General features: G+C 67.8%; 26 protein-coding genes and 1 pseudogene. 10 read left to right on the top strand and 17 right to left on the bottom strand.

Going from position 1 to position 21262, the window contains the following annotated elements:
• Positions 1 to 11: 11 nt before the first annotated feature.
• Positions 12 to 893: a LysR family transcriptional regulator gene (locus NM1_RS22565; RefSeq protein ID WP_068023096.1), complete on the top strand. Its 882-nt coding sequence runs from the start codon at positions 12 to 14 to the stop codon at positions 891 to 893.
• A gap of 33 nt (positions 894 to 926) precedes the next feature.
• Here NM1_RS22565 and NM1_RS22560 read toward each other — a convergent pair whose 3' ends face one another.
• On the bottom strand, positions 927 to 1349 hold the full coding sequence (locus NM1_RS22560; RefSeq protein WP_147288803.1) for a hypothetical protein: 423 nt from the start codon (positions 1347 to 1349) through the stop codon (positions 927 to 929).
• A gap of 111 nt (positions 1350 to 1460) precedes the next feature.
• Here NM1_RS22560 and NM1_RS22555 point away from each other — a divergent pair, with 111 nt between their 5' ends.
• A complete protein-coding gene (locus NM1_RS22555) occupies positions 1461 to 1919 on the top strand; it encodes a PaaI family thioesterase (RefSeq protein WP_068023091.1) in 459 nt (152 codons plus the stop codon).
• Between the two features lie 5 nt (positions 1920 to 1924).
• Here the strand turns inward: NM1_RS22555 and NM1_RS22550 are convergent, their stop codons facing one another.
• From NM1_RS22550 to NM1_RS22530, 5 genes are all read right to left on the bottom strand, one after another.
• Positions 1925 to 2761 (bottom strand): class I SAM-dependent methyltransferase, encoded by an 837-nt coding sequence (locus tag NM1_RS22550; RefSeq protein WP_255286206.1) that lies wholly within the window; start codon positions 2759 to 2761, stop codon positions 1925 to 1927.
• A gap of 23 nt (positions 2762 to 2784) precedes the next feature.
• Positions 2785 to 3126 carry a glyoxalase/bleomycin resistance/dioxygenase family protein gene (locus tag NM1_RS22545; protein WP_068023086.1) on the bottom strand — a complete coding sequence of 114 codons (342 nt, stop codon included), beginning with the start codon at positions 3124 to 3126 and terminating at the stop codon, positions 2785 to 2787.
• A 1-nt stretch (position 3127) separates the two neighbouring features.
• A complete protein-coding gene (locus NM1_RS22540; protein ID WP_068023085.1) occupies positions 3128 to 3289 on the bottom strand; it encodes a ribbon-helix-helix domain-containing protein in 162 nt (53 codons plus the stop codon).
• A 71-nt stretch (positions 3290 to 3360) separates the two neighbouring features.
• Positions 3361 to 3993: a DUF8176 domain-containing protein gene (locus tag NM1_RS22535; RefSeq protein ID WP_068023082.1), complete on the bottom strand. Its 633-nt coding sequence runs from the start codon at positions 3991 to 3993 to the stop codon at positions 3361 to 3363.
• Between the two features lie 104 nt (positions 3994 to 4097).
• On the bottom strand, positions 4098 to 4694 hold the full coding sequence (locus NM1_RS22530) for a hypothetical protein (protein ID WP_068023081.1): 597 nt from the start codon (positions 4692 to 4694) through the stop codon (positions 4098 to 4100).
• Positions 4695 to 5264: 570 nt separating this feature from the next.
• Here NM1_RS22530 and NM1_RS22525 point away from each other — a divergent pair.
• The 4 genes from NM1_RS22525 to NM1_RS22510 all read left to right on the top strand — a co-directional run bounded on the left by NM1_RS22525 (position 5265) and on the right by NM1_RS22510 (position 8524).
• A complete protein-coding gene (locus NM1_RS22525; RefSeq protein ID WP_255286205.1) occupies positions 5265 to 6185 on the top strand; it encodes a coiled-coil domain-containing protein in 921 nt (306 codons plus the stop codon).
• A 51-nt stretch (positions 6186 to 6236) separates the two neighbouring features.
• Positions 6237 to 7697, top strand: a complete 1461-nt coding sequence (locus NM1_RS22520) for a S8 family peptidase (protein WP_084519913.1) — start codon at positions 6237 to 6239, stop codon at positions 7695 to 7697.
• A gap of 115 nt (positions 7698 to 7812) precedes the next feature.
• Positions 7813 to 8232, top strand: coding sequence for a VOC family protein (locus NM1_RS22515; RefSeq protein WP_068023075.1), 420 nt, complete (start codon positions 7813 to 7815; stop codon positions 8230 to 8232).
• Between the two features lie 73 nt (positions 8233 to 8305).
• Positions 8306 to 8524, top strand: coding sequence for a hypothetical protein (locus NM1_RS22510; RefSeq protein WP_068023073.1), 219 nt, complete (start codon positions 8306 to 8308; stop codon positions 8522 to 8524).
• 22 nt (positions 8525 to 8546) lie between these two features.
• On the opposite strand, the gene NM1_RS22505 is transcribed toward NM1_RS22510, so the two are convergent.
• Positions 8547 to 9623 carry an esterase-like activity of phytase family protein gene (locus tag NM1_RS22505; RefSeq protein WP_068023070.1) on the bottom strand — a complete coding sequence of 359 codons (1077 nt, stop codon included), beginning with the start codon at positions 9621 to 9623 and terminating at the stop codon, positions 8547 to 8549.
• Positions 9624 to 9717: 94 nt separating this feature from the next.
• Here NM1_RS22505 and NM1_RS22500 point away from each other — a divergent pair, with 94 nt between their 5' ends.
• Genes NM1_RS22500 through NM1_RS22490 form a run of 3 tightly spaced genes read left to right on the top strand, consistent with a single transcriptional unit; the run spans position 9718 to position 12314 of the window.
• The gene (locus NM1_RS22500) at positions 9718 to 10638 is read left to right on the top strand and encodes a Vgb family protein (protein ID WP_068023067.1); all 921 of its coding nucleotides are present in this window, start codon (positions 9718 to 9720) and stop codon (positions 10636 to 10638) included.
• Between the two features lie 51 nt (positions 10639 to 10689).
• Complete coding sequence (locus NM1_RS22495) at positions 10690 to 11436, top strand: SDR family NAD(P)-dependent oxidoreductase (protein ID WP_068023065.1); 747 nt, start codon at positions 10690 to 10692, stop codon at positions 11434 to 11436.
• A gap of 38 nt (positions 11437 to 11474) precedes the next feature.
• Entirely contained in the window at positions 11475 to 12314 is an 840-nt protein-coding gene (locus tag NM1_RS22490) for an endonuclease/exonuclease/phosphatase family protein (RefSeq protein ID WP_169814311.1), read from the top strand.
• 77 nt (positions 12315 to 12391) lie between these two features.
• Here the strand turns inward: NM1_RS22490 and NM1_RS44110 are convergent, their stop codons facing one another.
• The 7 genes and pseudogenes from NM1_RS44110 to NM1_RS22455 all read right to left on the bottom strand — a co-directional run bounded on the left by NM1_RS44110 (position 12392) and on the right by NM1_RS22455 (position 16773).
• Entirely contained in the window at positions 12392 to 12976 is a 585-nt protein-coding gene (locus tag NM1_RS44110) for an acyl-CoA-like ligand-binding transcription factor (RefSeq protein ID WP_246010670.1), read from the bottom strand.
• Positions 12973 to 13947: an amidohydrolase family protein gene (locus NM1_RS22480; RefSeq protein ID WP_068023223.1), complete on the bottom strand. Its 975-nt coding sequence runs from the start codon at positions 13945 to 13947 to the stop codon at positions 12973 to 12975. The genes NM1_RS44110 and NM1_RS22480 overlap by 4 nt, the downstream gene beginning before the upstream one ends.
• Before the next feature lie 81 nt (positions 13948 to 14028).
• Positions 14029 to 14320, bottom strand: a pseudogene (locus NM1_RS22475) (Tn3 family transposase); the annotation flags it as partial.
• A gap of 113 nt (positions 14321 to 14433) precedes the next feature.
• Positions 14434 to 15054, bottom strand: a complete 621-nt coding sequence (locus tag NM1_RS22470) for a TVP38/TMEM64 family protein (RefSeq protein ID WP_068023220.1) — start codon at positions 15052 to 15054, stop codon at positions 14434 to 14436.
• 158 nt (positions 15055 to 15212) lie between these two features.
• Positions 15213 to 15614, bottom strand: a complete 402-nt coding sequence (locus tag NM1_RS22465) for a VOC family protein (RefSeq protein ID WP_068023056.1) — start codon at positions 15612 to 15614, stop codon at positions 15213 to 15215.
• Between the two features lie 23 nt (positions 15615 to 15637).
• Positions 15638 to 16363, bottom strand: coding sequence for an arsenate reductase/protein-tyrosine-phosphatase family protein (locus tag NM1_RS22460; protein WP_246010666.1), 726 nt, complete (start codon positions 16361 to 16363; stop codon positions 15638 to 15640).
• A 110-nt stretch (positions 16364 to 16473) separates the two neighbouring features.
• Positions 16474 to 16773: an RNA-binding protein gene (locus NM1_RS22455; protein WP_068023054.1), complete on the bottom strand. Its 300-nt coding sequence runs from the start codon at positions 16771 to 16773 to the stop codon at positions 16474 to 16476.
• A 539-nt stretch (positions 16774 to 17312) separates the two neighbouring features.
• Here NM1_RS22455 and NM1_RS22445 point away from each other — a divergent pair.
• Positions 17313 to 18512: a helix-turn-helix domain-containing protein gene (locus tag NM1_RS22445; protein ID WP_255286204.1), complete on the top strand. Its 1200-nt coding sequence runs from the start codon at positions 17313 to 17315 to the stop codon at positions 18510 to 18512.
• Here the strand turns inward: NM1_RS22445 and NM1_RS44800 are convergent.
• From NM1_RS44800 to NM1_RS22435, 3 genes are read right to left on the bottom strand one after another with little or no spacing between them, the layout of a single operon-like run.
• Positions 18489 to 18917, bottom strand: a complete 429-nt coding sequence (locus tag NM1_RS44800; protein WP_425454303.1) for a YunG family protein — start codon at positions 18915 to 18917, stop codon at positions 18489 to 18491. The two genes, NM1_RS22445 and NM1_RS44800, sit on opposite strands and share 24 nt — an antisense overlap.
• Before the next feature lie 58 nt (positions 18918 to 18975).
• Positions 18976 to 19878 carry an aminoglycoside phosphotransferase family protein gene (locus NM1_RS22440; RefSeq protein ID WP_068023045.1) on the bottom strand — a complete coding sequence of 301 codons (903 nt, stop codon included), beginning with the start codon at positions 19876 to 19878 and terminating at the stop codon, positions 18976 to 18978.
• Positions 19879 to 19913: 35 nt separating this feature from the next.
• A complete protein-coding gene (locus NM1_RS22435) occupies positions 19914 to 21239 on the bottom strand; it encodes a cytochrome P450 (RefSeq protein ID WP_068023042.1) in 1326 nt (441 codons plus the stop codon).
• Between the last annotated feature and the right edge of the window lie 23 nt (positions 21240 to 21262).

The following is a 21262-nucleotide window of genomic DNA, read 5'->3' as shown; positions in this document are numbered from 1 at the left end:
ACAATCCGGGCATGCTCGACATCACCCGGTTGAATCTGCTGCGCACGGTCATCGCCACCGGGTCGCTGCGGGCCAGCGCGTCCGCGCTCGGCTACACGCCGTCGGCGGCCAGCCAGCAACTGGCCGCACTGCAGCGTCAGACCGGCCTGCAGTTGGTCGAGCGCGCGGGGCGCGGTATCGAACCCACCGCGGCCGGGCGCGCGCTGGCGTCGGAGTCGGGCAGGCTGTTCGAGGAGCTCAGCCGGTTGGAGGGCGTGGTCGGGGATCTGCGTGCCGGGCGGGTGGGCAGCCTGTCGATCGGTTACGTGGCCTCCGTGAGTTCCACCTGGCTGCCGCCGATCGTCGATGCGCTGCGCACCGAATTCCCCGATCTCCGACTGGAATTGCGCATGTCCGAGTTCGCCGACGGGCAGCGCGATGTGGAGATCGTCATCGAGGATCCCGATGCCGGTCCGCCCCCGGGCGTGCGGGTCCATCGCCTCGCCACCGACCCGTACGTGGTGGCCGTGCGCTCCGACGATCCGCTGGCCGCGCGGCCCGAGGTCGCGCTGATCGACCTCGCCGACAGCACCTGGATCGATAACGAGCCGAGCGACGGCCCGTGCCGCCGGATCCTGCTGGACGCGTGCACCCAGGCCGGCATCACCCCGCGCTTCCAGGTGCAGACCCCGGACTACCGCACGGCGCTGTCCATGGTCGCGACGGGTATCGGCATCACGGCCCTGCCCCGGCTCGCCGCGGTGGACCTGCCTGCCACCGTGGTGGCGCGCCCGCTCGTCGACCCGACCCCGATCCGCTTCGTCAGCGTCGCCGTTCGCGATTCCGCCGCGGCGAATCCCCCTACCCGCCGCGTGGTGGAGTTGTTCACCGCGGTCGCGGCGCGGCCGGAGTAGCGGATCTCGTATCCGATTGTGGCCGTGGCCGATTCAGCGGCTGGGTGTGGTGACGCCGAACGGTGCCTGCCCGCCGCCCTGGGCGGGGGACACGGTGGACGGTCCGGAGGCGGTGTCACAGAGCAGGACACAGCCGGACTGCCCCGGACTGTAGGTGCTCGCCCCGGGCGGCGTGACGGTCAGTTGCCCGCTCGCCGTGAAATCTATCGTCCACTGCCCTGTCGAACCGGAGCCCCCACCGTAGGGCTCGGTCCAGGTCGAGGGTGTGGCGTCGAACGACGGCCCGCTCCACCCCTGCTGGGTGCCCACGGTCGACGGGGCGTCGCAGAGCATGCTGCAACCACCGTGCGGTGAGGCGCCCGGCTGCGGATATGCCGGACCTTGATGGGTGGAGAACGTTATCGGTGCTATCACCGTCGCCGTCACGCCGACTCCGGCCGCAATGATCATGATCATGTCTGAATGGCCTTCCAAGAGTGCGGATCTCGCACATTCGAGTGTGGCGAAGTTCCGGTGTGAGCGTGCCAATCCCGGTAAACACTCTCGGACAGGGCAGTATCGGTCCCCATGGACGACGAGACCCAGTGGGAGCAGGCAGATCCGGAGGTCCAGGCCCGGATCAAGGACAGTTTCGACCGCCAGGGCCTGATGCGGCATCTCGGTGCCCGCATCACGCACATCGGTCCGGGTCGCGTGCACATCGTGCTGCCCAACCGGCCCGAGGTCGCCCAGCAGCACGGTTATGTGCACGCGGGCGCCACGGGTGCGATCGCGGACAGCGCGGGTGGCTATGCCGCGTTCACCGTGTTCCCGGAGGATTCCACGGTGCTGACGGTGGAGTACAAGATCAATCTGCTGGCCCCGGCCGCGGGGGAGCACCTGGAGGCCGTGGGGTCGGTGGTGAAATCCGGTCGCACCCTGACCGTATGCCACCTGGAGGTGTTCGGCGTCGAGGCGGACCGGCGGTCGCTCGTCGCCACCGGTCAGCAGACGCTGATCTGCCTGCCCGGGAAACCGGACCGGTAACCGCGTCAGGTCGTCGCGAGCAGGATCTGTTCGGATTCCGCGGGGCGCAGGCCGTCGGCGCGATCGGCGAAATAGCGGGCGGTGAGCTCGTCGGACGAGATGTGCCGGGCCGCCGGGAAACCCGCCTCCTTCGCCAGTGCCACCATGTCGGCGGGGCGGAAGAAGCTGATGAACGGGGTGCCGTTGGTGCGGGCACCCTGCTCGGCGAAGCGGCGCAGTTCCTGTTCGGCGGGCCCCACGAGGTCGATCGGCAGCATGAACGTCGTCGCCAGCGTCGAACCCGGCGCGAGTGACGAAATCTGTTGCAGGGTGGCGGTATTGGCCTGCTTGGTGAGGTACATGGTGACGCCGGTGGAGGCCACGACCGCCGGGCGTCCGGGATCGAAACCCGCGGCCGTCAACCGATCCCACCACGAGTCCACCTCGAAGTCGACGGGTACCAGCCGCAACCACTCGGGAATGCCGTACCCGAGTTCGATGAGCCGCTGCCGCTTCCACTCCTGCGGCCCGGGCTGGTCGACCTCGAAGACGGTCAGTTTCGCGGCGAGTTCGGGTCGGCGCTGCGCGAAGGTATCCAGCCCGGCCCCGAGCACCACGTACTGGTCGACCCCGCGGGCGACCTGCTCGGCGACGAGATCCTCGATGAACCGCGCACGCGAGAGAATGCCCGCCCGCATCGGGCCGACGGCCTGCGGATCCATATCCGGTCGGTCCCGCCAGCCCGCGTCGGGCGCCACCAGCCGCAGGCCCACCTCGTCCTCGAAAACGTATGGGGGCGCATCGATCTGCACATGCATGGCCCGCCACAGGGCGACCCGGGCCGCGGTGTCCTCGGGTCCGATCGTCTGTTCGCTCGTCACGGCGCTCACTCCTTGCCGGGCGCCTGCAGACTCCAGAGCCGACCGTCGGGGTCGCGGACGGTCATCTCCTGAGTCCCGTAGTGCGTCTGCTCGAACTCGGTGACGATCTCCACGTCGTCGCCGGGACGGTGTTCGGTTCCGGCCACCTTCAGTACCAGCTGTGCGCGCGGCTCCTGGGTGGGCGCGACCTCGGCCACGAATACCCAGGGGCCGTCACTGTTACGAAACTGGCCCGAGTTGTGGTCGGTCTCGAACTCGACCTCGAATCCCAGTTCCTGCAGGAATCTGGCGGTCTTGCCCCAGTTGTGGGTCTCCAGGAATACGGCCTCGATGCCCTCGGTCTGCATATCAATCCTTTCGCTGCGGGTGCGTGTCGTCGAGGTAGGCGCGCAGCGCATCGGCGACCAGCGCCGACAACGACGTTCCCGACTCGATCGCCTGGATCTTGACCTGCTTGATCAGCCCGATCGGCAGGTAGACGTTGAACTGCTTCACATCCTCGTCGCCCACGACCCGATGCTAGCATGCTAGCAAGCTAGGTGCAGGCGCACGGTGAGGCCCGCCCCGTTCGCGGCGGAGGTTCAGCGCGGGGCGTCGGGATCGGTTCGGGGGCGGGGCGAGATGGCGGTGATGAGGTAGCGGTCGCCGATGTGGCGCGTGGTCACCAGCTGCGAGTTGTAGGTCTGCGCGGCATGACCGGGCCGGAACTCGGTCACGGTCACCAGATTTTCACCGGGTATCGCCGTCGGGGTGATCGTCACGCAGTGGGTGGCTCCCGGCGGAATCGAGTCGATGCCCTGCTGCAGGACGGCCGCCGGGGAGACCTCGCCGTCGGCGGCGACCACCGCGCGCGCCCTGTCCCCGGAGCGTTCGACGTAGAACGCGTGCTGAAACGCGAGAATCGCCGCCGCCGCGGAATCGGTTCCGCCGGGCCCGTTGCCCTGGACGCGATCCCCGTCGCGCTCGGTCGGGCACTGCGACGCCACCGGGGGAGCGGGCGCCGCGGCGGGCGGTGCGCCGGAGTCTGTGTTCTGGCCGATTCGGACCAGCACCGTGACGGTGACCAGGAGGGCCACGAAGACGCCGACGGGGACGAGCCACCACTTCCTGCTACCGCGCGCCTCCGGCCGCAGTAGATTGTCGAATTCGTCGCGAAACGACTCCCGAGGTCCGGCCTCACTTCGGTCTTCGGTCCGCGACTCGTTCCGGTACATGGCCCCCGCCTTCTGTCCTGGCCCTATATGACGTACCGGACAGTATGAGCTTTTGGCCGAATGTCAACGCCGCCCCACCCATTTGGCGCGTTTGCGCACTCGCGCTATCCGAACATGGCTCGGCGCTGCCAGAACCGCTGTTCGACGGATTCGAGGTAGGCGGGGGATTCGACCCTGGAAGACGTCTCTTCCAGCTCTCCGTCGTCGGCCACGTAATAGGTCTTGCCGCGTGGCTTTCCGTCCTTGGGGGTGTACACGATCCAGCCGACGCTGAATCGCTCGGCCACCAGCCTGCCCGCCGCGGCCTTCCCGGAGCCGCCGCGGAGTATGTGCTTGCGCACCTGCCCGATCGCCTGCACCTGCGGCATGGGCGCGAGGGGGCGGAGCTTCTGCTCGGGCCCGGCCACTGGAGCCGATTCGGGACTCGGCTTCTTTGCGCGGCGGCGGGACGACCACGGCGTGGTGAGGACGATCGATCCCACGGTCTCCTCGTCCGGCTCGCTCTCGGCGGCAGCGGTCTCGGGCGACGAGGAGATTCGGCCGTGTATGGCCCGCGGGTCTTCCACGGAGACTCCGGAGGCGGCCGAGGCCCGCGTGGGCGATGCTTGCCCGAACGGATAGGAGACGACGGGACTCTTCGGGACGGCGACCTCCGCCTCGCCCGCTGTCGTGTACAGCCAGCGTTGAGGTCCTTCGTTCATTTGCGGTTCCTCTTCGGTGATACCGACAGCAGCGCATAGCGAGAATCTCCACTGTAAGTCGGTGTCGCGGTGCGGTTGTGCCCACTGCTGACAAGGTCGTCGGGCGGTCCCGCGGCTGTGTGGCTTCGAGGGGCGAGGTCGGCAAATAGGTACGGGCGTACAGGCGAGCCCAGTTTTTCGAGAGTTCCGTCGCTGTTTCGTTTCGTTGGGCGCGACCAAACGTAAACGAAAAAGAAGCGAGGTGAACGGCGGGTCGTTCGCCTGCTGACCCCCGATAAGGTTCACTTATCGGGGGTCAGGACGGACTGATTCATATTGGGACACTGACGGTTTCGTTCCGTGTCGTTTCGTTGGATATGACGAAACAAACGCTACGATTCTCGGGTGTCGAACGTATGCAGCTATCCGGGATGCTCACGCCCCAGCGCACGAAACGGCGGCCCGGGACGACCGTCGGAATACTGCGACCACCCGGACCACACCCGGTGGCGGGCCTGGCGCGAGCGGCAGCGGCAACAGCAGGAGGTCGAGCCCCCGGCTGTCAACGTCACTGTGACGCAACAGGGTCCGGTGACCTCGGCTCGCTTGCGGGCCGATGAGCTGCTGGTTCAGTTCCGGACGGTGGCCGAGCAGTTGGGCGGCACCCTCACCGCCGCGGTGGCCGAACTGTCCACCCTCGCCGACCCCTCGGTCGCCGAGGCGCAGGTCCAGGCGGTGCAGGCGGATGCGGCGCGACGCATTGCCGAGGCGGAGATGGCGACCGTCGCCGCGGAGCAGGCCCGGCGCGAGGCCGAAGAGGCCAGGGCCGCGGCCGAATCCGCCGCCGAGGATGCGGCGGCCGCGGCGGAGCAGGCCGAGTCCCGCATCGCCGCGGCGCTGGCCGACCGGGACGAGGCGTTCGGCGAGGTCGAGCGGGTCACCAAGCAGGCCGCCGACGACGTGTTCGCCGCGCGCACCGAGGCGGAGGCCGAGATCCGCACCGTCCGGAGGGAGGCCGCCGACGATATCGAGCGCGCCCGCGACCAGGCCGCGGAAGAGATCGACCTGGTTCGCCAGAAGGCGAACGCCGAGACCGAGCGTGCGAAACGCGAAGCCGCCCAGCAGGTCACCGCGGCCGCCGCCGAACGCGACCTGGCCGTGCAGCGGGCCGGCGACGCCGAGCGCGCCATCGAACGCGCCGAATCCGCGGTCGCCGACCGCACCCAGGCCCTCACCGAGATCCGTGACGAGTTGAACCGAGTGCGGGCCGAACTCACCACGGCCCGCACCGAACTCACCGATACCCGCCGGGCGGCGGCGGAGGAGTCGGCCGCGCTGCGCGCCGAGCAGACGAAGACGCTGGAGAAGAACCGCCAGGAGTTCGCCGAACGCCTGGCCGCCGTCGACGACGCCCGCGCCCAGACCCTGACGCGCGCCGAACGCGCCGAACGTCAACTCGATGAACTGCTCGCCCAAACCCGGGACCGGGCAACGGATCTCGATCCCGCATGACCCTCCGCATTCGGGCTGCACGGTGCGCGGCGACCGGGTTGACTGGTCACCATGACATCCGCAGACCGGCGTAACCACTCCGATCGACCGGCCGCGGTGGGGGACATTCACTCACCGCACGAGCTGATCGTGATCACCCGCGGCTCCGACGCGCCCATCGACGACATCGCCCTGGTGGCCAACCGCTCGGCCGAGGGCCGGATCGCGGCGCTGCTCCCCGACGGGGCGGAGCTCACCCGGATCTTCGGTACCGCCAACCGTATTCAGCAGGCGGTGGCCGGTGCTCCCGACGAGGGGGCGGGCGCGCAGTACCTGAACTACTTCTTCGTGCGCGGCGTGGCCGAGCGCTCGGCGGATCTCGGCGATCTCGCGGCGCGGCTGCGGGCCGACGAGGCGGTGGCGGCCGCCTACGTCAAGCCGCCCGCCGAACCGCCGATCGACGTGGAGATCGTCGCGATGCGGTCCACGGCCGCGGTGCCGCCGGTGACACCCGAGTTCACCACGCGCCAGAGCTATCTGGGCGCGGCACCGGACGGGATCGATGCGCAGTGGGCGTGGACTCGTCCGGGCGGGCGTGGCGCCGGGGTGCGGGTGGTGGACGTGGAGGGTGCGTGGCAGTTCACCCACGAGGACCTGCGCGAGAATCAGGGCGGCGTGATCGGCGGCCAACCTTCGCCGGATCTGGGCTGGCGCGACCACGGCACCGCGGTGGCGGGCGTCATCAGCGGCGACGTGAATACCTTCGGCATCACCGGTATCGCATCCGAGGCGGGCATCCGGGCGATATCCGTGTTCGGCCCGGGGTCCGCGTCCGCGATCCGTACCGCCGCCGACGCGTCGAGCGCGGGTGACATCATCCTGCTCGAATTGCACCGTCCCGGACCACGATTCGATTTCGCCAATCGCCCGGACCAGCGGGGCTACATCGCGATCGAGTGGTGGCCCGACGACTGGGCGGCCATTCGCTACGCGGTCGGGCGCGGCGTGATCGTCGTGGAGGCGAGCGGCAACGGCGGCGAGAACCTCGACGATGCGCTGTATGACACCCGGCCGGCCGACTTCCCGGAGACCTGGAGCAATCCGTTCCGCGGCGGGGCCGCCGATTCGGGGGCGGTGCTGGTCGGCGCGGGCGCACCGCCTCCGGGCACGCACGGCCGCGACCACGGCCCGGCACGATCACGCCTGGGTTTCTCCAACTTCGGATCGCGGATCGACACCCAGGGTTGGGGTCGCGAGGTGACCACCACGGGCTACGGCGACCTGCAGGGCGGCAATAACGAAGACCACTGGTACACAGACGTTTTCAGCGGCACATCCAACGCCTCGCCGATCGTGGTGGGCGCGGTCGCGAGCTACCAGGGCATCGCCACGGCCGCGGGCACCCGGCTGACACCCCAGCAGATCCGCACCCGCCTCCGCGAGACCGGATCCCCCCAGACCGACGCCCCGGGCCGACCGGCCACGCAGCGCATCGGCAACCTCCCGAACATCCGCGCGCTGGCCGGGGAGTAGCGTAAAGTCACGAAAGTTCCGGAGATAATCGTGACAGGCGGTGTCGTGATTTGTTGAGAGGCTGAGTGGGCGACCATCGGACAGGCCGATCGGTCACTCACGAAGGAGTATTCGAGTGGGGTCTCAGGCCAACGCGTGCATCACGTTCAACGGCAACGCACGGCAGGCGCTGGAGTTCTATCGGGAGGTCTTCGGCGGCGAGTTGGAGGTGGGAACGGTCGCCGACTTCGGCGCACCGGACGCACCCGACGCCGACAAGGTCATGCACGCCCGGCTCGACACCTCCGCCGGCTACACGCTGATGGGATGGGATCATCCGGCCGACAGGCCCGGCCACCCGCCCTATCGGCCGGGCAACAATGTCGCGGTTTTCCTCGGCGGCTCCGATGACGAACTCCGCGACTACTTCACGAAGCTGTCCGTCGGCGGCACCGTCACGCTGCCGTTGGCGGAGCAGGTGTGGGGTGACGAGGCGGGTTCACTCGTGGACCGCTTCGGAATCAGCTGGATGTTCAACATCACAGCCTCGCAGTGATCGACCCTCGCCGTGGGTGCGCCGCGTCTAAGATCAGGCGCTGACGGTCTACTCGATCACTGAGGGGTACTCGATGACGAAATCCCGCGTGAAATTCTGGGTCTCGACTATCGGACTGATTGCGGCGCCACTGGTTTGGAGCGCTCCGGCTGCGGCGGAGGGCGTGGCGTTGACGCCGGAGGTGGTCGAGTCGGCAACCGCCGTCGATGCGCCACCGCCGTGCGTCAACTATCCCGGCAACATCCCCTGCAATCTGTCCACATTCTCGAGTTCCCTCGGTATCGGCCGCTGACCGCACCGAACCCGGCCGGGATCTACCGGACGGCGAGCGCTACGAGCTGGGTGATCTCCTTGTCGGAGAAGTTGTTATCGCTGACGAGCACCAGCGTGCGCTCGCCGGAGGGCAGGCGCGGGCCCCAGGTCATGCCCTCCACATTGTCCAGGGCGGACAGTCCGACCTCGCCCAGGTCCACCAGCAGGCGTTTGGTGACCGCCCGCGCGGGTTGTAGCGGTGCGCCGAGAACGTTGGCGGCGCCCGCGGTGTCGGCCTCGTAGATGCGGAGCCGGTAACCCGCGTTCTCGACGTAACTGCGTTCCAGTACGAGGTATTTCGTCGGGTCGAGGGGATCGGCGGCGAGGATCGACGCGATACCGTTGGTCCCGCGGCCCTCGGTGAACACGGGGTCCAGCGGGTAGGCGTATTGGGCGAGCGGCGGTCCGGACCTGGCCTGCACGGTCAGGCGGGTGAGCGCGCCGGACGATGCGGTGGGCTCGGGCCCGTCCTGCATGAGCGGTCCCTCGACGGAGTGGACGAACAGTGTGCCGCCGGCGGCGAAGGTGGCGCCCTCGAATCCGGCGTTGCGCTGCGGGCCCGAATCGGGGCGCATGCGTTCGTTATCGGGAATCGGCATCTCGCCGGCGGAGGTGCCGTCCGGTCGGGCGATGCGGATCGACGGATCGGCGAGCACGGTGTCGGTGCGTTCGCCCTCCTGTGTCCACACGTAGTCGCCGGTCCACGGATCGAACCTGATTTCCTCGGGGTCGACCGTCATCGGCGCATAGGTGGCGCCCTCGGCGGTCCGCAGCGGACGGGTGCCGGTGAACGTGACCGGTCCGACACCGCTGCCGCCCACCGGGATTCGGGCGGTGTAGAACCGCGCCGGGTTCTTCGCGGACCGATCGTCGCTGATCATCACGTATTCGCCGGTGCGCTCGGAGTAGTCGATGCCGGACAGGCCGCCGACCGTGGTGCCGTCGAAGTCCAGGTCGTGCGGAACGATCTGCTCGCCGAGCAGCCGCACCGGCGGCGACTCGGTCTCCGCATGCGCCGGAATGGCGGTGAATGCAAGAGTGCACGACACGAAAATCAGCATCTGTCCGGATCGACCCATGGCAGACAACCTATCCGGCGCCTCACCCGCATGCGCGGGGAGCCGATCTCGTCGAGTTGCGAAGCGGAACCGGCGGCGGGCACAGTGTCGTTTCGTGTCGGGATCATCAGAACAGGCCGAGAGTCTCGGCGTCCGGGAGTTTCCGGTGGCCGAGGCCGAGGCCGGGCCGTACGGAATCACGACCGGCGCCGACGGCGCGCTCTGGTTCACCCTGGTCCACAGCGGCGAGATCGGCCGTCTGACCGTCGACGGCGTCGTCGATCGATTTCCGGCCGGGAACACCGGGTGTCGACCGGCGATCATCGCCGCCGGTGCGGACGAGGCGTTGTGGTTCACCCGGTCCGGTGATGATCACATCGGGCGGATCACCACCGACGGTGCCGTGACCGCGTTCGAACTGTCCGCGGGCAGTGGCCCGTTCGGGCTCTGCGCCGGTCCCGACGATGCTCTGTGGTTCACCGAGATGAACACCGACCGGATCGGCCGCATCACCACCGACGGCGGGGTCACCCACTTCGACCTTCCTGTCGCGGGCGCGTTTCCGTCCATGATCGCGGCGGGTGCCGACGCGGCGCTGTGGTTCACCCTCAACCGGGCGGGTGCCATCGGGCGCATCGACCTCGACGGCAGGACCACGGTGTTTCCGCTTCCGGATGCCGGTGCGCCGGTGGGTATCACGCGCGGTCCGGACGACTCGATGTGGTTCGCCGACATCGCCGGGGGCCGGATCGGCTGTATCGACGGCCACGGCGCGTTCCGGATGTTCCCGCTTCCCGACCGCGCGGCGAAACCACACGCCATCACCGCGCTGCCCTCCGGTGACTGCTGGTTCACCGAATGGGGCGCCAATCGTCTGGCCCGGATCGGTTCTTCCGGCGCGGTCGGCGAATACGATCTGCCCACGCCGGAGTCCGAACCGCACGGTCTTACCGTCGGTCCCGACGGGGCGGTGTGGGCCGCGCTGGAAGTCGGCACGGTCGTGCGCCTGGCGCCGGAGCATGCCCGCGCGGTGTAGCAGCGAGGTGCGCGTTCCGGTCCGACCGGGCGGCATGGCAGGGTCGAGGGCATGGTGTCGCAGAGTCGTGGGGTGTTGGTGACGGGGGCGTCGCGGGGGATCGGGCGGGCGATCGCCACGACGTTCGCCGAGAACGGGGATCGGGTCGCGGTGCATTATTCGTCGCGCCGGGAGGAGGCCGAGCGGACGCTGGCGGGGTTGCCGGGTGACGGGCACACGCTGATCGGCGGCGATGTGGGGACGGCCGACGGCGCCGCGGCGATCGTCGAGGCCGCGGTGGCGGCGCTGGGCACGGTGCACGTGCTGGTGAACAATGCGGCGGTGAATCTGCCGCAGCCGTTGCCGTCGACGGATTTCGAAGAGTGGCAGCGGGTCTGGCGGCAGACCGTGGACGTCAACCTGCTCGGTACCGCGCATACCTCCTACTGCGCGGCGCGGCACATGATCGACCGCGGCGTCCCCGGCCGCATCGTGAACATCGGTTCGCGCGGCGCCTCGCGCGGCGAACCGGACCACCCCGCCTACGGCGCCACGAAGGCGGCGATCCAGGCGCTCGGCCAGTCCCTCGCGGTCTCGCTGGCACCGCACGGCATCGCGGTCGCCTCGGTCGCCCCCGGATTCGTCGCCACCGAGCGAGTAGCCCACCGCGTCACCGACGAGGTGAAGGCACAAAGCCCCTTCGGCCGAGTAGCCACCCCACCCGAAATCGCCGCCGCCGTCCACTACCTCGCCTCCCCACAAGCCACCTGGAGCTCGGGCGCGGTCCTGGACGTAAACGGCGCGTCCTACCTCCACTGACCCGACCACTCGACGACGGGACCGGTGCTGAGATGTCTGTGAGTTCTGTGCGTGTGGCGACCTTCAACGTTCTGTCGCCGCTTCTGGCGGACTGGGATCGCCGGAAGAAGGTGATTGCGGAGCAATTGCGGGAAGGCGGTCCCGATATCATCGCTTTGCAGGAAGTGGACGCCGGTTCGGATCGTGAGCAGGTGATAGCCGATCTGCTGGGCCCGGGCTGGCATGTTGCATGGCATTCCCGGACGACCGCGGACGGGGTCGGGTTGGCGCTGGCCAGCCGGTGGCCCTTCGGGGAGATCCGCGAGCACGGGTTGGGCGTCACCGATCGCGCGGCGGTCTTTCCCTGGTCGGCTGTGGTCGTCGCCGAGGTGCGGGCGCCGCATCCACTCGGAACAGTGCTTGTCGCCCATCACAAACCGGTCTTCCAGTTCGACTACGAGCACGAGCGTGAGTTGCAGGCGGTCGAGGCGGCCCGGTTCATCGATGACGTTCTCGATGGGCGTGCGGAACATGTTGTGGTGGTCGGTGACTTCGACGCCACCCCGGACTCGGCGAGCATGCGATTCTGGACCGGACGCCAGTCATTGGCGGGCATTAGCGTCGGCTATCACGATGCGTGGGAAGTACTGCGGCCCAATGATCCTGGGCATACCTTCGCCCCGGACAACCCGTTGGTCGCCCGCGGTGACATGTCTTCGGCCGCAGGTCGGCGCATCGACTACGTGTTGGTGCGGGGGACCGGTTTCGGGCCGACGCTCGAGGTGCGGGCTGTCGAGCGGATCTGCGTTGCTGCGGGCGGGGGAGTTCAGGCGAGCGACCATTACGGCGTACTCGCCGAACTCGGTGTTCCCTCACGCGCTCCAGGGGTGTGGGGCTGACAGTGCGAGTCTGTCGCCGTCCTCGATATGCCTTGCCGCCCTGGGAAAGCGGTCCCGTAAGGGTTCAGTCGGCCATGTCATCTTGGATCGGCCGTGACGACGGCCAGCCCGCTGAGCGTTTCGTCGAGCAGGGTGGTGAAATCAGCCTGCGGGTTCTCCTGTGCCGCGAGGACCGTAGCGAAGCCTGCTCCGACGACAGCACCAACGCTCGCGCGGACCATTGGATCATCGGCAGTGGTGCCACTACGGTCGGCCACGAGAGTGGCCATCACACGGCTGGCGTCGATGAGTTGATCGAGCAACATGGCCCGCAGGGGCGGTACGGACGTCATCAGCGCTATCCGTTCGCGCAGGTAGCGCCGTTCACCGGGGGGCAACTCGGTGAAGATGTCGCGCAGGGCTGTTCGCAGGGCCTCGAAAGAACTGGATGCGGCTGGTTGCGCCCGGAAGTGCGCGGCGAACGAAAGATCGAGATCGTCCCAGAGAACGACGTCTTCCTTCGTGGGAAAGTACCGGAAGAATGTCCGCTCGGAAACCTCCGCAGCGGCTGCGATCTGCTTGACCGTCGTGTTCTCGTATCCCTGCTGACCGAACAGGCGTAGCGCCTGTTCCTGAATCGCACGGCGTGTGCGTTGCTTCTTCTTCTCCCGGAGTCCGGTCACGATGGCAGGCCCAGCAGAAGTTCGGCATTGCGGTAGGCGATCCGTTCCCGATCGGGCCCACCGACCGGGAGCTGATCCAGGAACGATCGTGCACGCTCCATCGAACCGTAGGGATGGTCGGTGGCGAAGAGGATCCGGTCGACGCCGACCTGCAGCAGCAGGTTCAGGAATGTGGGGGTCCAGTTGAACGCTGCGAAGGTGTAGTGGAGATTGGTCGTGAAGTACTCGCCGACCGGGCGCTGCAGCTTCACGACGTGGGACATGACGTGTTCGAATCGCGGCATCATGAATGACAGACCCTCGCCCATGTGACCGATCACCACCTGGAGTTCGGGGAAGCGGTCGAAAACGCCGCTGAGCACGATACGCAGGACGTGGGTCGCGGTCTCGATGTGCCACCCCCATCCGCTGGTCGCGAACACTTCGGCAACCTCGGGGGCGTAGTTGCCGAGGTAGGAAGCCTCGATCACCGGCCGCGGCGGTGGCGTCGGGTGTAGGTAGATCGGAACCCGCAGGGCCTCGGCCCGTTCCAGGATCGGCCAGAAGAACTCGTCGTCCAGGTAGCGGCCGCGGGTGTGGCCGTTGATCAGGGCCCCGACGAATCCGTGCTCACGCACCACACGTTCGAGTTCGTCGGCGGCGCATTCGGGTGCGGCGGTGGGCAGCGCGGCGAATGCGGTGAACCGGTCAGGATGTCGCCGCACCACTTCGGCCGCTTGGTCGTTCGTCTCCCGAGCCAGCGGCACGGCCTCGGTGGCCTCCGACTGCTCGACCCCGGGCGCGGTCAATGACAACACCTGCACATCGATCCCGGCGCGGTCCATCGCCGCGATCCGCTCGTCACCGACATCCGCGAGCAGGTCGAGAATCCGGCCGCCACCGGCTGCCCGTGCCTGCTCGGCCATCGCACGTCCGGGCCCCGACAGGAATGCCGGGGTCGCGAAATGCTCCTCTAGCGCAATGGTCCGCATCATTCCTCCAAAGTGTCAGTAGACCAGCATTTGGCAGTATGCTGCCAGATTCTTGGAAGTTGCGCCACAAGCGAGAACCCCTTCGAGGTCTCGGGCCGCGGTTACTCGGATGTTCTCGCTGTGGGCCGGGGAGATGTGGGCGAGCACCTCGTCATCGATGCGCCTGCCGCCGCGGCGCAGCAGGTCCACCGCGAGCCGGTAGTACTCGCTCGTCCAGGCGATGACAGCGTTGGCGGCCAAGGTCAGACACCACGCCTGCTCGGTCTGGGCCTCCAGATGCCTCGCGCGGATCATGCCCCATGGGCGTAGAGCAAACCGGTTTGAGTGCGTACACCGGTTCGCCCTTGTTGAGCTGGCGATAATCTTGGTGCCGTGGTGGCGTGCTGATCTGTGACCCAGGTGTAGGTCGACAACTCTACTTCGGCGAAATACCTGCTCAGAGCTCTGGCGGTGATCGACTTGCCGCTCCGCCAGATTTCGCGATTGCTACCGGAACCCCGGGATGCGGAGGCGGGCGTCGACTATCAGGCCGATGATGCCGAGGGCGATGCCGGACGCGGAGACGGCGAGCAGTGCGGGATCGGTGGTTCCGGTGAGTGCGTCGCCGAGGACGACGAGGGCGATCGTGCCGGGTAGTACGCCGACGGCGGTGGCGATCAGGTAGGGGGTGGGCCGGATCGAGGAGAGTCCGGCGCAGAAGTTGATGAGCCAGAAGGGGATCGGTGAGATCAGCCGGAGGGATCCGACGGCGAGCCAGCCGCGGCGGGCGAGGCGGCGATCGACGGCCAGCACCTTGGGGTGGGTCAGCCGGGTGGCGACCGCGTCGCGACCGATCGTCCGCACCAGCAGAAATCCCAGTGCCGCACTGACCGCCGTGGCGCCGAGGGCGATCGCGATGCCCCCGGCGGTCCCGAACAGCAGCCCGGCGCTGAGGGTGAACGGGACGCGTGGGACGACAACGGTGGCCAGCGCATGGGCGAGGAAGAACACGATCGGCAACCAGGGACCGGCCGTCCGGGCCCAGTCGCGGATCTGCTCGGCACCCAGCTGCGGGAGCAACACCGCGCTCACCCCGAACGCCAGGAGCAGGATGACGGCGCCGAGCAGTCGCGGATCGCGGAACCGGCGTGAGACGTTGGGCCGCCGCTCGCTCGCGTTTCCACGGGACTTCTGCGCACCACCTCGCGTGGGCCGATCAAACCTCAGCCACGGGCGGCGGCGTTTCGGCCCGGCAAGGATATTGTGGGCGGACACGGGAACACGCTCTACTTGGTGGTCTCGCGGGGTGCGGGTTGGAACAGCTCGACGAAGTTCCCGGAGGGGTCCAGCAGCAGAACCTGTTGTCCGCCGGGGCCGCTCAGGATGTCGTTGCGGAAGGTGACACCGGCCGACCGCAATCGCGCGACGTCGGCGGCGATATCGTCCACGACGAGCTGAATGCGGTTCCAGCCGCCGGGTTTCGGGGTCTCGCCGTCGGGCATCGGCCGGGCCGCGGAGCTCTTGGGCCCGGACAGCAGCAGTTGCACCGGGCCGCGCCGGACGGCGGCGAAGGCGGGCGCGGCGTCGAAGTCGACGGTGAAGCCGAGGTGGGTGGTGTAGAAGTCGATCGCCGCGCGCACATCATCGATGAGGTAGCGGACGCGGAGGTCGGCGGTTTCGGTGGTCATGATCGAATCTCCTGTTTGTTCTTCTACATCGGCAGGAACCCGATGCGGGTATCGAGTTCCCTTGCGACCCGCCGGAATTCGGGATAGGTCGCACGATCGCCGTCCGCGACGGCGGACGGGTCGGGCAGACTCCAGTGCGTCGTGACGGCCGATCCGTGGTCGCGGGGGACCTCGCGGATCTTGTCGCACAACGTGATCACGTAGTCGAAGCGGCGTGAGGTGAGCGCGTCGAGCGCCTGGGGTGGCCGGGGCTCGAGGTCGATGCCGTAGTCCTCGCGCAGGACGCGCGCGGTATTCGGGTGCATCCGCGGTTTGGGATGGCTGCCCGCGCTCGCGACGTGGATGCCGTCGACGCGGCGCCGCAGCAGCGCCTCGGCGATCGGGGAACGCGCACTGTTTCCGGTGCACAGGAACAACACCGCACTGCCGGAGGGCCACTGCCGCGCCGCGGGTGTCAGCGCCGGATGCAGCGCGGTGGCGGCCTCGCCGAATGCGCTCGCGCAGCGGGCGAGATCGAGATGGTAGTAACTGTCGCGACCGTCGAAACTGCTGCGCCGCGCGCCCACCAGCCCGGCCCCGCGCAACAACCGCAGGTGATACGACACGAGATTCTGCGGCTCGTCGACAGCGGCCACCAACTCCCGAACCCGGCGATCCCCACCCGCCAACTCGCTCATCAGCGCCCACCGCAACGGATGCGCCGCCATGCGCATCAGCAGCGGAACCGGCACCCGATCACTGGTCGTCACCTTGACCAGAATACATCAAACTGGCTTGATGGAATAGGCGGGCGGCAACGTGTGCACATGAGGCCGTCCAGTTGCCGCCATCGACACGCTCTCCGAATCAGGGCCTGCCGCTACGGATTGCGGCCGGAGTCCGGTTTGATGTGGCCAGCCTCCACGAGTACCTGGTAGGCGGTGTGCTTGCGGAGACAGTCGGCGCGGTCGCACGCGCGGTGCTGCTGCATGATCCGATGGGCATGTGCGACCGTCACCGGGTAGTCCGGTGCCTCGTGTGTCCACCCCACCGCGCGAAGGGTGTGCGTAGGAGCCGCACTCTTCCCTCGCTCGTATTCACCATCGGTGCGCAGCACGAGATACACCATGCCTGCGGTGATCGCGAGCAGCGACAGGATCGCCGACCAGGCCGCGTTCATACTTCCCCCATCTGACAGGGGAGCATCGTCCATCGAGCGAAACTCATTCGGGGGCAAGCGGTTTCCACGTCTGCGATGCACATCAACGCGTGTAGTTGGATCACGTCGAAATGGGTTGGTGACGGCGCAATCACGGCATCGACATCGGCGGTGCGTACCTGGTCGACCAGTGGGAGAACGGAAAGTCCGGGCCAGTACAGCCGATAACCCAACTGGCGGGAGAGTCTGCGAATGCGCGCGTTCTCCAGCTCCACCCACGGGCAAACCGCAACGTCTACCCACGCGAACGCGGTCGGATACGCCCTCATCGCCCGTTGCCTCCCTTGATTCGTCGTCAGTGAGCCCCGCGGCACGGGAACGATCTCTGCGGCGGGCGTGGCTGACGGTAAGCCCGGAAGGCGCGCCATTTCTGCTGTCCATACAGCAATCACGATGCCTTATACAGAAATCGGTATAAGGTGGCAGCTGGGCGGGAAGTCCTGGCAGCGTTCCGTGGGGCAGTGCCGATGACGACTCAGTGATATGGCGGGGTATCCGACGTGCATACGACGACCGGCCAGACCATCCGACGGATTCGAAAATCTCTCGGCATGACCCAGGCGGAATTGGGTGCACTCCTGCACTTGACGCAGCCAGCCGTATCGCAGCTGGAGCACGACGGTCCGGCTGTTTACGATGTCCGTGTTCTCCGCCGCGTGGCCAAGGCGCTACGTGTGCCGATTGCCGTATTGGTGGTGGAGTCGGACGAGGAGGCAGACGTGCAGCGTCGCCAGTTTCTCAGAGCTGGAGCATTCGGTGTCAGCATCGCCACTCTGTCCGAAAAGCGAACCGCGGCGTCCGCGAACGTCCGTTTAGGGCAGACAGACGTCGATCGAATTGTCGGTAGCGTCAACCAGATTCACCAACTACAGCTGATTGCAGGTGGCGACCGACTGTGCGATGTGGCGGCCAACGAGGTGCGGTATGTCGAACGGCTGCTGGACAGCGGCACCTACAGCGACGAAGTCGGCAAGGCCCTGACCAGTGCGGGAGCCGAGATGATGACCGCGGCAGGTTGGGTCCACTACGACGCCGGTCATTGGCGGGCCGCGCGACGCTACTACGCGGACGCATCTCAGGCTGCCGCAATCGCCGGTGACGGGATTGCGGCAGCCCATGCTTGGATCAATGCTGGCCTGCTCTCGTATCGAGAAGGTTCACGACCGAAAGAGGGCGTTCAATTGGCCGAAGCCGCTCAACTCGCCGCGCGGCGCGATGGCGGCCCGAAACTCCGCGCGTTGGCGGCCATCCGAGAAGCTGAAGCGTACAGCGTTATCGGCGACCGGTCCGCCATGATCGCTGCTGTCAACCGCGCACACCGAGCGTACGAGTCGACCAGGGGCAATGACCCCGACTATCTCGGCCACCTGCCTGAAGCGCGGCTCAGCGGACTGACGGGTCTGGCGTTTACGCGTCTGGGCGACTACCAGGAAGCTGCCGCCTACCTGCGCGCGGCGGTCTCGGGCGCTGTCCAATACCCCCGCGAACAGGCAGCGTGGCAGATCCGCTTGGCGGAGAACATGGTTCAAGCAGGAGCGATCGCTGACGGCTGTGCAGCCCTGCTCGACAACTTCGACAACATCAGTACTGTAGCGTCAGCCAGACTGCAGGCCGCTCTGACCGGCATCGCCGATGGACTGCGGCCGTACGCGTCCGTGAGCGAAGCGCGGGAGTTCCTAGGACTCTGGACCGCCGGTTGATATCGGCTCATTCCATTCTCGAAGATAAGCGGACACACGGTTGCGTAGCACGTGGTAGCGCTGTCGGGTGCTGTCGTAGGAAAGGCAGTAGTCCCGCGTCGACGGAAACCCTTGCGTCTTTGGTGCGGGGACGGAAAAGCGCGTTCCGGGAGGGAACTGCTCCCGGGTGAGATCGACTGTCTCACTACCGATTACATTGAAGTAGTGGGATACGTTCTCACCGCTCGGCAAGATGGCGATGGAATGTACGATATCCCCACCGAAGTAGTCTTGAACGACGCAGGCTGTCACGGCGCACTGCCCTTTGGCGCAATTGCTACCAGCCCAATCCGATGCACTGCTTGTCTCGGCGGACCAAGCTGCCTGCAGGGCGCACTCCAGGGCAGGGCGGGGAACGGCAGCCACATCTGTACGGTACCAACGCTACGGATCGGAGCGACATGTCCACGCAGGTACCGGTACCTCAGGCAAGGGCCTCGGCTAGTTGGTCGGTGGCGTGGATGAGCCAGTCCGGGTCGGCGTGGCGGCGGCCCCACATGGCTTCTCGGACTGCTCCGGCCTGGGTCCAGCGTCGTGTTCGTTCGGTGTCGAGTTCGGCTGCGTCGCAATAGATGTCGAGGTAGCGGAGGATGGTTGGGCGCATGTTGGGAGACCGGAGCACATCGGTGTGGCGGGGGCTGCGGATCACATTGAGGGCGTCGTGGGCGGGGTCGCCGACCCAGGTTTTGGGGTCGATGGCGAGCCAGGGTTCGCGGTCGGAGGCCAGGATGTTGGCGTCGTGCAGGTCGCCGTGGACGAGGATGTCGGGCTGGTTCGGACCGAGTTCGCGGAGGGTGGCGACGACGGCGTCGAGGACGCGGCGTGGCAGCGGGTTGCCGAAGTCGGTTGCGGTGGTGAGGATCTCGTGTTCCCAGCGATCGACCTGATCGGACAGCCGCGGTAGTCCGGGTGGTGCCGCGACGGCGAGCCTGCGTGAGAGTCGGCCCTGGATCGTGAGGGCCTGCTCGGGATCGGTGACGGCGGCGAGGGTGCGCTGCGACGCCCGCTCCAGCAGCAGGGCGAAGTTGTCGTCGTCACGCGCGAACATCCGCACGGCGCCGCGGCCGTCCCAGGTCGCGTACGCGTCCGGATCGTGGACGTTGCCCGGGTGCGGGAACGACACCTTGACGACCGCGGGCGTGCGGTCGCGGCGCAGCACGGGGACGACGATCCCGACCTGGCCGTACATCACCGGCCCCGTGGGCGTGCACGACCAGCGCCGCAGCAGCCCGTCCACCACCTCCGGCAGCGCCGTGGCCCACGCCCGCCCGCGTTCGCCTTCGTTGGCCGCCTTGATCCGGGCGAATGCCTCCGGGACCTCGATCATGAAGGCGACCCTACTGAACGTCCGCTGCCGCGCCGTCAGGGTCGAAGTTGGTTGGCGGTCAGGGCGACTCGGCCGCCGGCGGCGGGGATATTGGTGATGTTGCGGATGCGGCCGGGTTCGACGGTGGTGCCGGGTGGCAGCGCCAGGGTGTAGCGGGTCAGGACCTCGCGCAGGACCGTGGTGCCCTCCATGAGGGAGAATCCGGCGCCGATGCAACGGCGCACACCGCCCCCGAACGGAAGCCAGGTGTGGGCGGCGACGCTGCCGTCGAGGAAGCGCTCGGGCCGGAACTGGTCGCCGTCGGGGTAGCTGTCGGACCGCTGATGCGCCAGCACGATCGAGGTGGATACGACGGTGCCGCGGGGGAGGTCGAGACCGCAGACGGTGCGGTCGGCGGTCAGGCGGCGCACCGTCCCGCCGATCACCGGATGCCGCCGCATCGCCTCCTTCAGCACCGCCTCGAGGTATTTGTCGTCGCCGTCGGCGGCCGCGCGGCGAGACACGTCCTGCACCGCGGGATTGGCGGCCAGTTCGTGGAATGCCCACGACAGCGCCGAGGCGGTGGTTTCATGACCGGCGAGCAGCAGCGTGACGAGCTGATCGCGCAGCTCCGCATCGGTCAGCGGGGTGTCGGCCGGATCGTCGCCGGAGCCGACCGACAGCAGCCGCGACAGCACATCGGCGCGCTGATCCAGATCGGGATGCGCTCGGCGGCGGGCGATTTCGCCGTAGAGCAGCTCGTCGATGGCGGTCTGATTCTCGCGGAAACGCTTCCATAGGCCGAATCGCTGCAGGCGCGGATACTTCCACGCGAAGAACACCAGCGGGCTGATGTCGAGGATGCCGCGCAGCCGCGGCGCCAGCTCGTCGCGCCGGTGCCGGTCGGTCACACCGAACACCACCTGCATGATCACGTCGAGGGTGAGTTCGTTCATGCGGTCCAGGGTGGTGAGCGTGGCACCGGAGACCCAGCCGTCGACCTGCGCCTTCGCGATCGATTCGACGAGGGTGCGGTAGCCGCGCAGTGCGGATCCGGTGAAGGCGGGCATGAGCAGGCGGCGGGCGCGGGCGTGTTCGGCCTCGTCGGTCAGCAGCAGCGAATGCTCGCCCATGATCGCCCCGAGCACCCGGTTACCTTCGCCCGCATGCATATCCGCCGGGTCGCCGGCGAAGACCTCGCGAATGTGTTCGGGCCGGGAGAACACCACCAGATGTTCCGCGTACGGCGGCACCATGCGCAGCGTGAACACGTCGCCGTACCGGCGCGCCTGGGCGGTGAGGAACATACCGCGCCGACGCGAGTACAGCATCGTCTGGACCGCTCGGGGTAACCGCGGTCCGGGTGGATAGACACTGGTCACGAGGAGGTCCTTCCGACGTGCCG

Source organism: Nocardia mexicana NBRC 108244 (assembly GCF_001613165.1).
Taxonomy (GTDB): Bacteria; Actinomycetota; Actinomycetes; order Mycobacteriales; family Mycobacteriaceae; genus Nocardia; species Nocardia mexicana.
The sequence above is the reverse complement of the archived record's forward strand: the minus strand, read 5'-3'. Positions and strand labels throughout refer to the sequence as shown.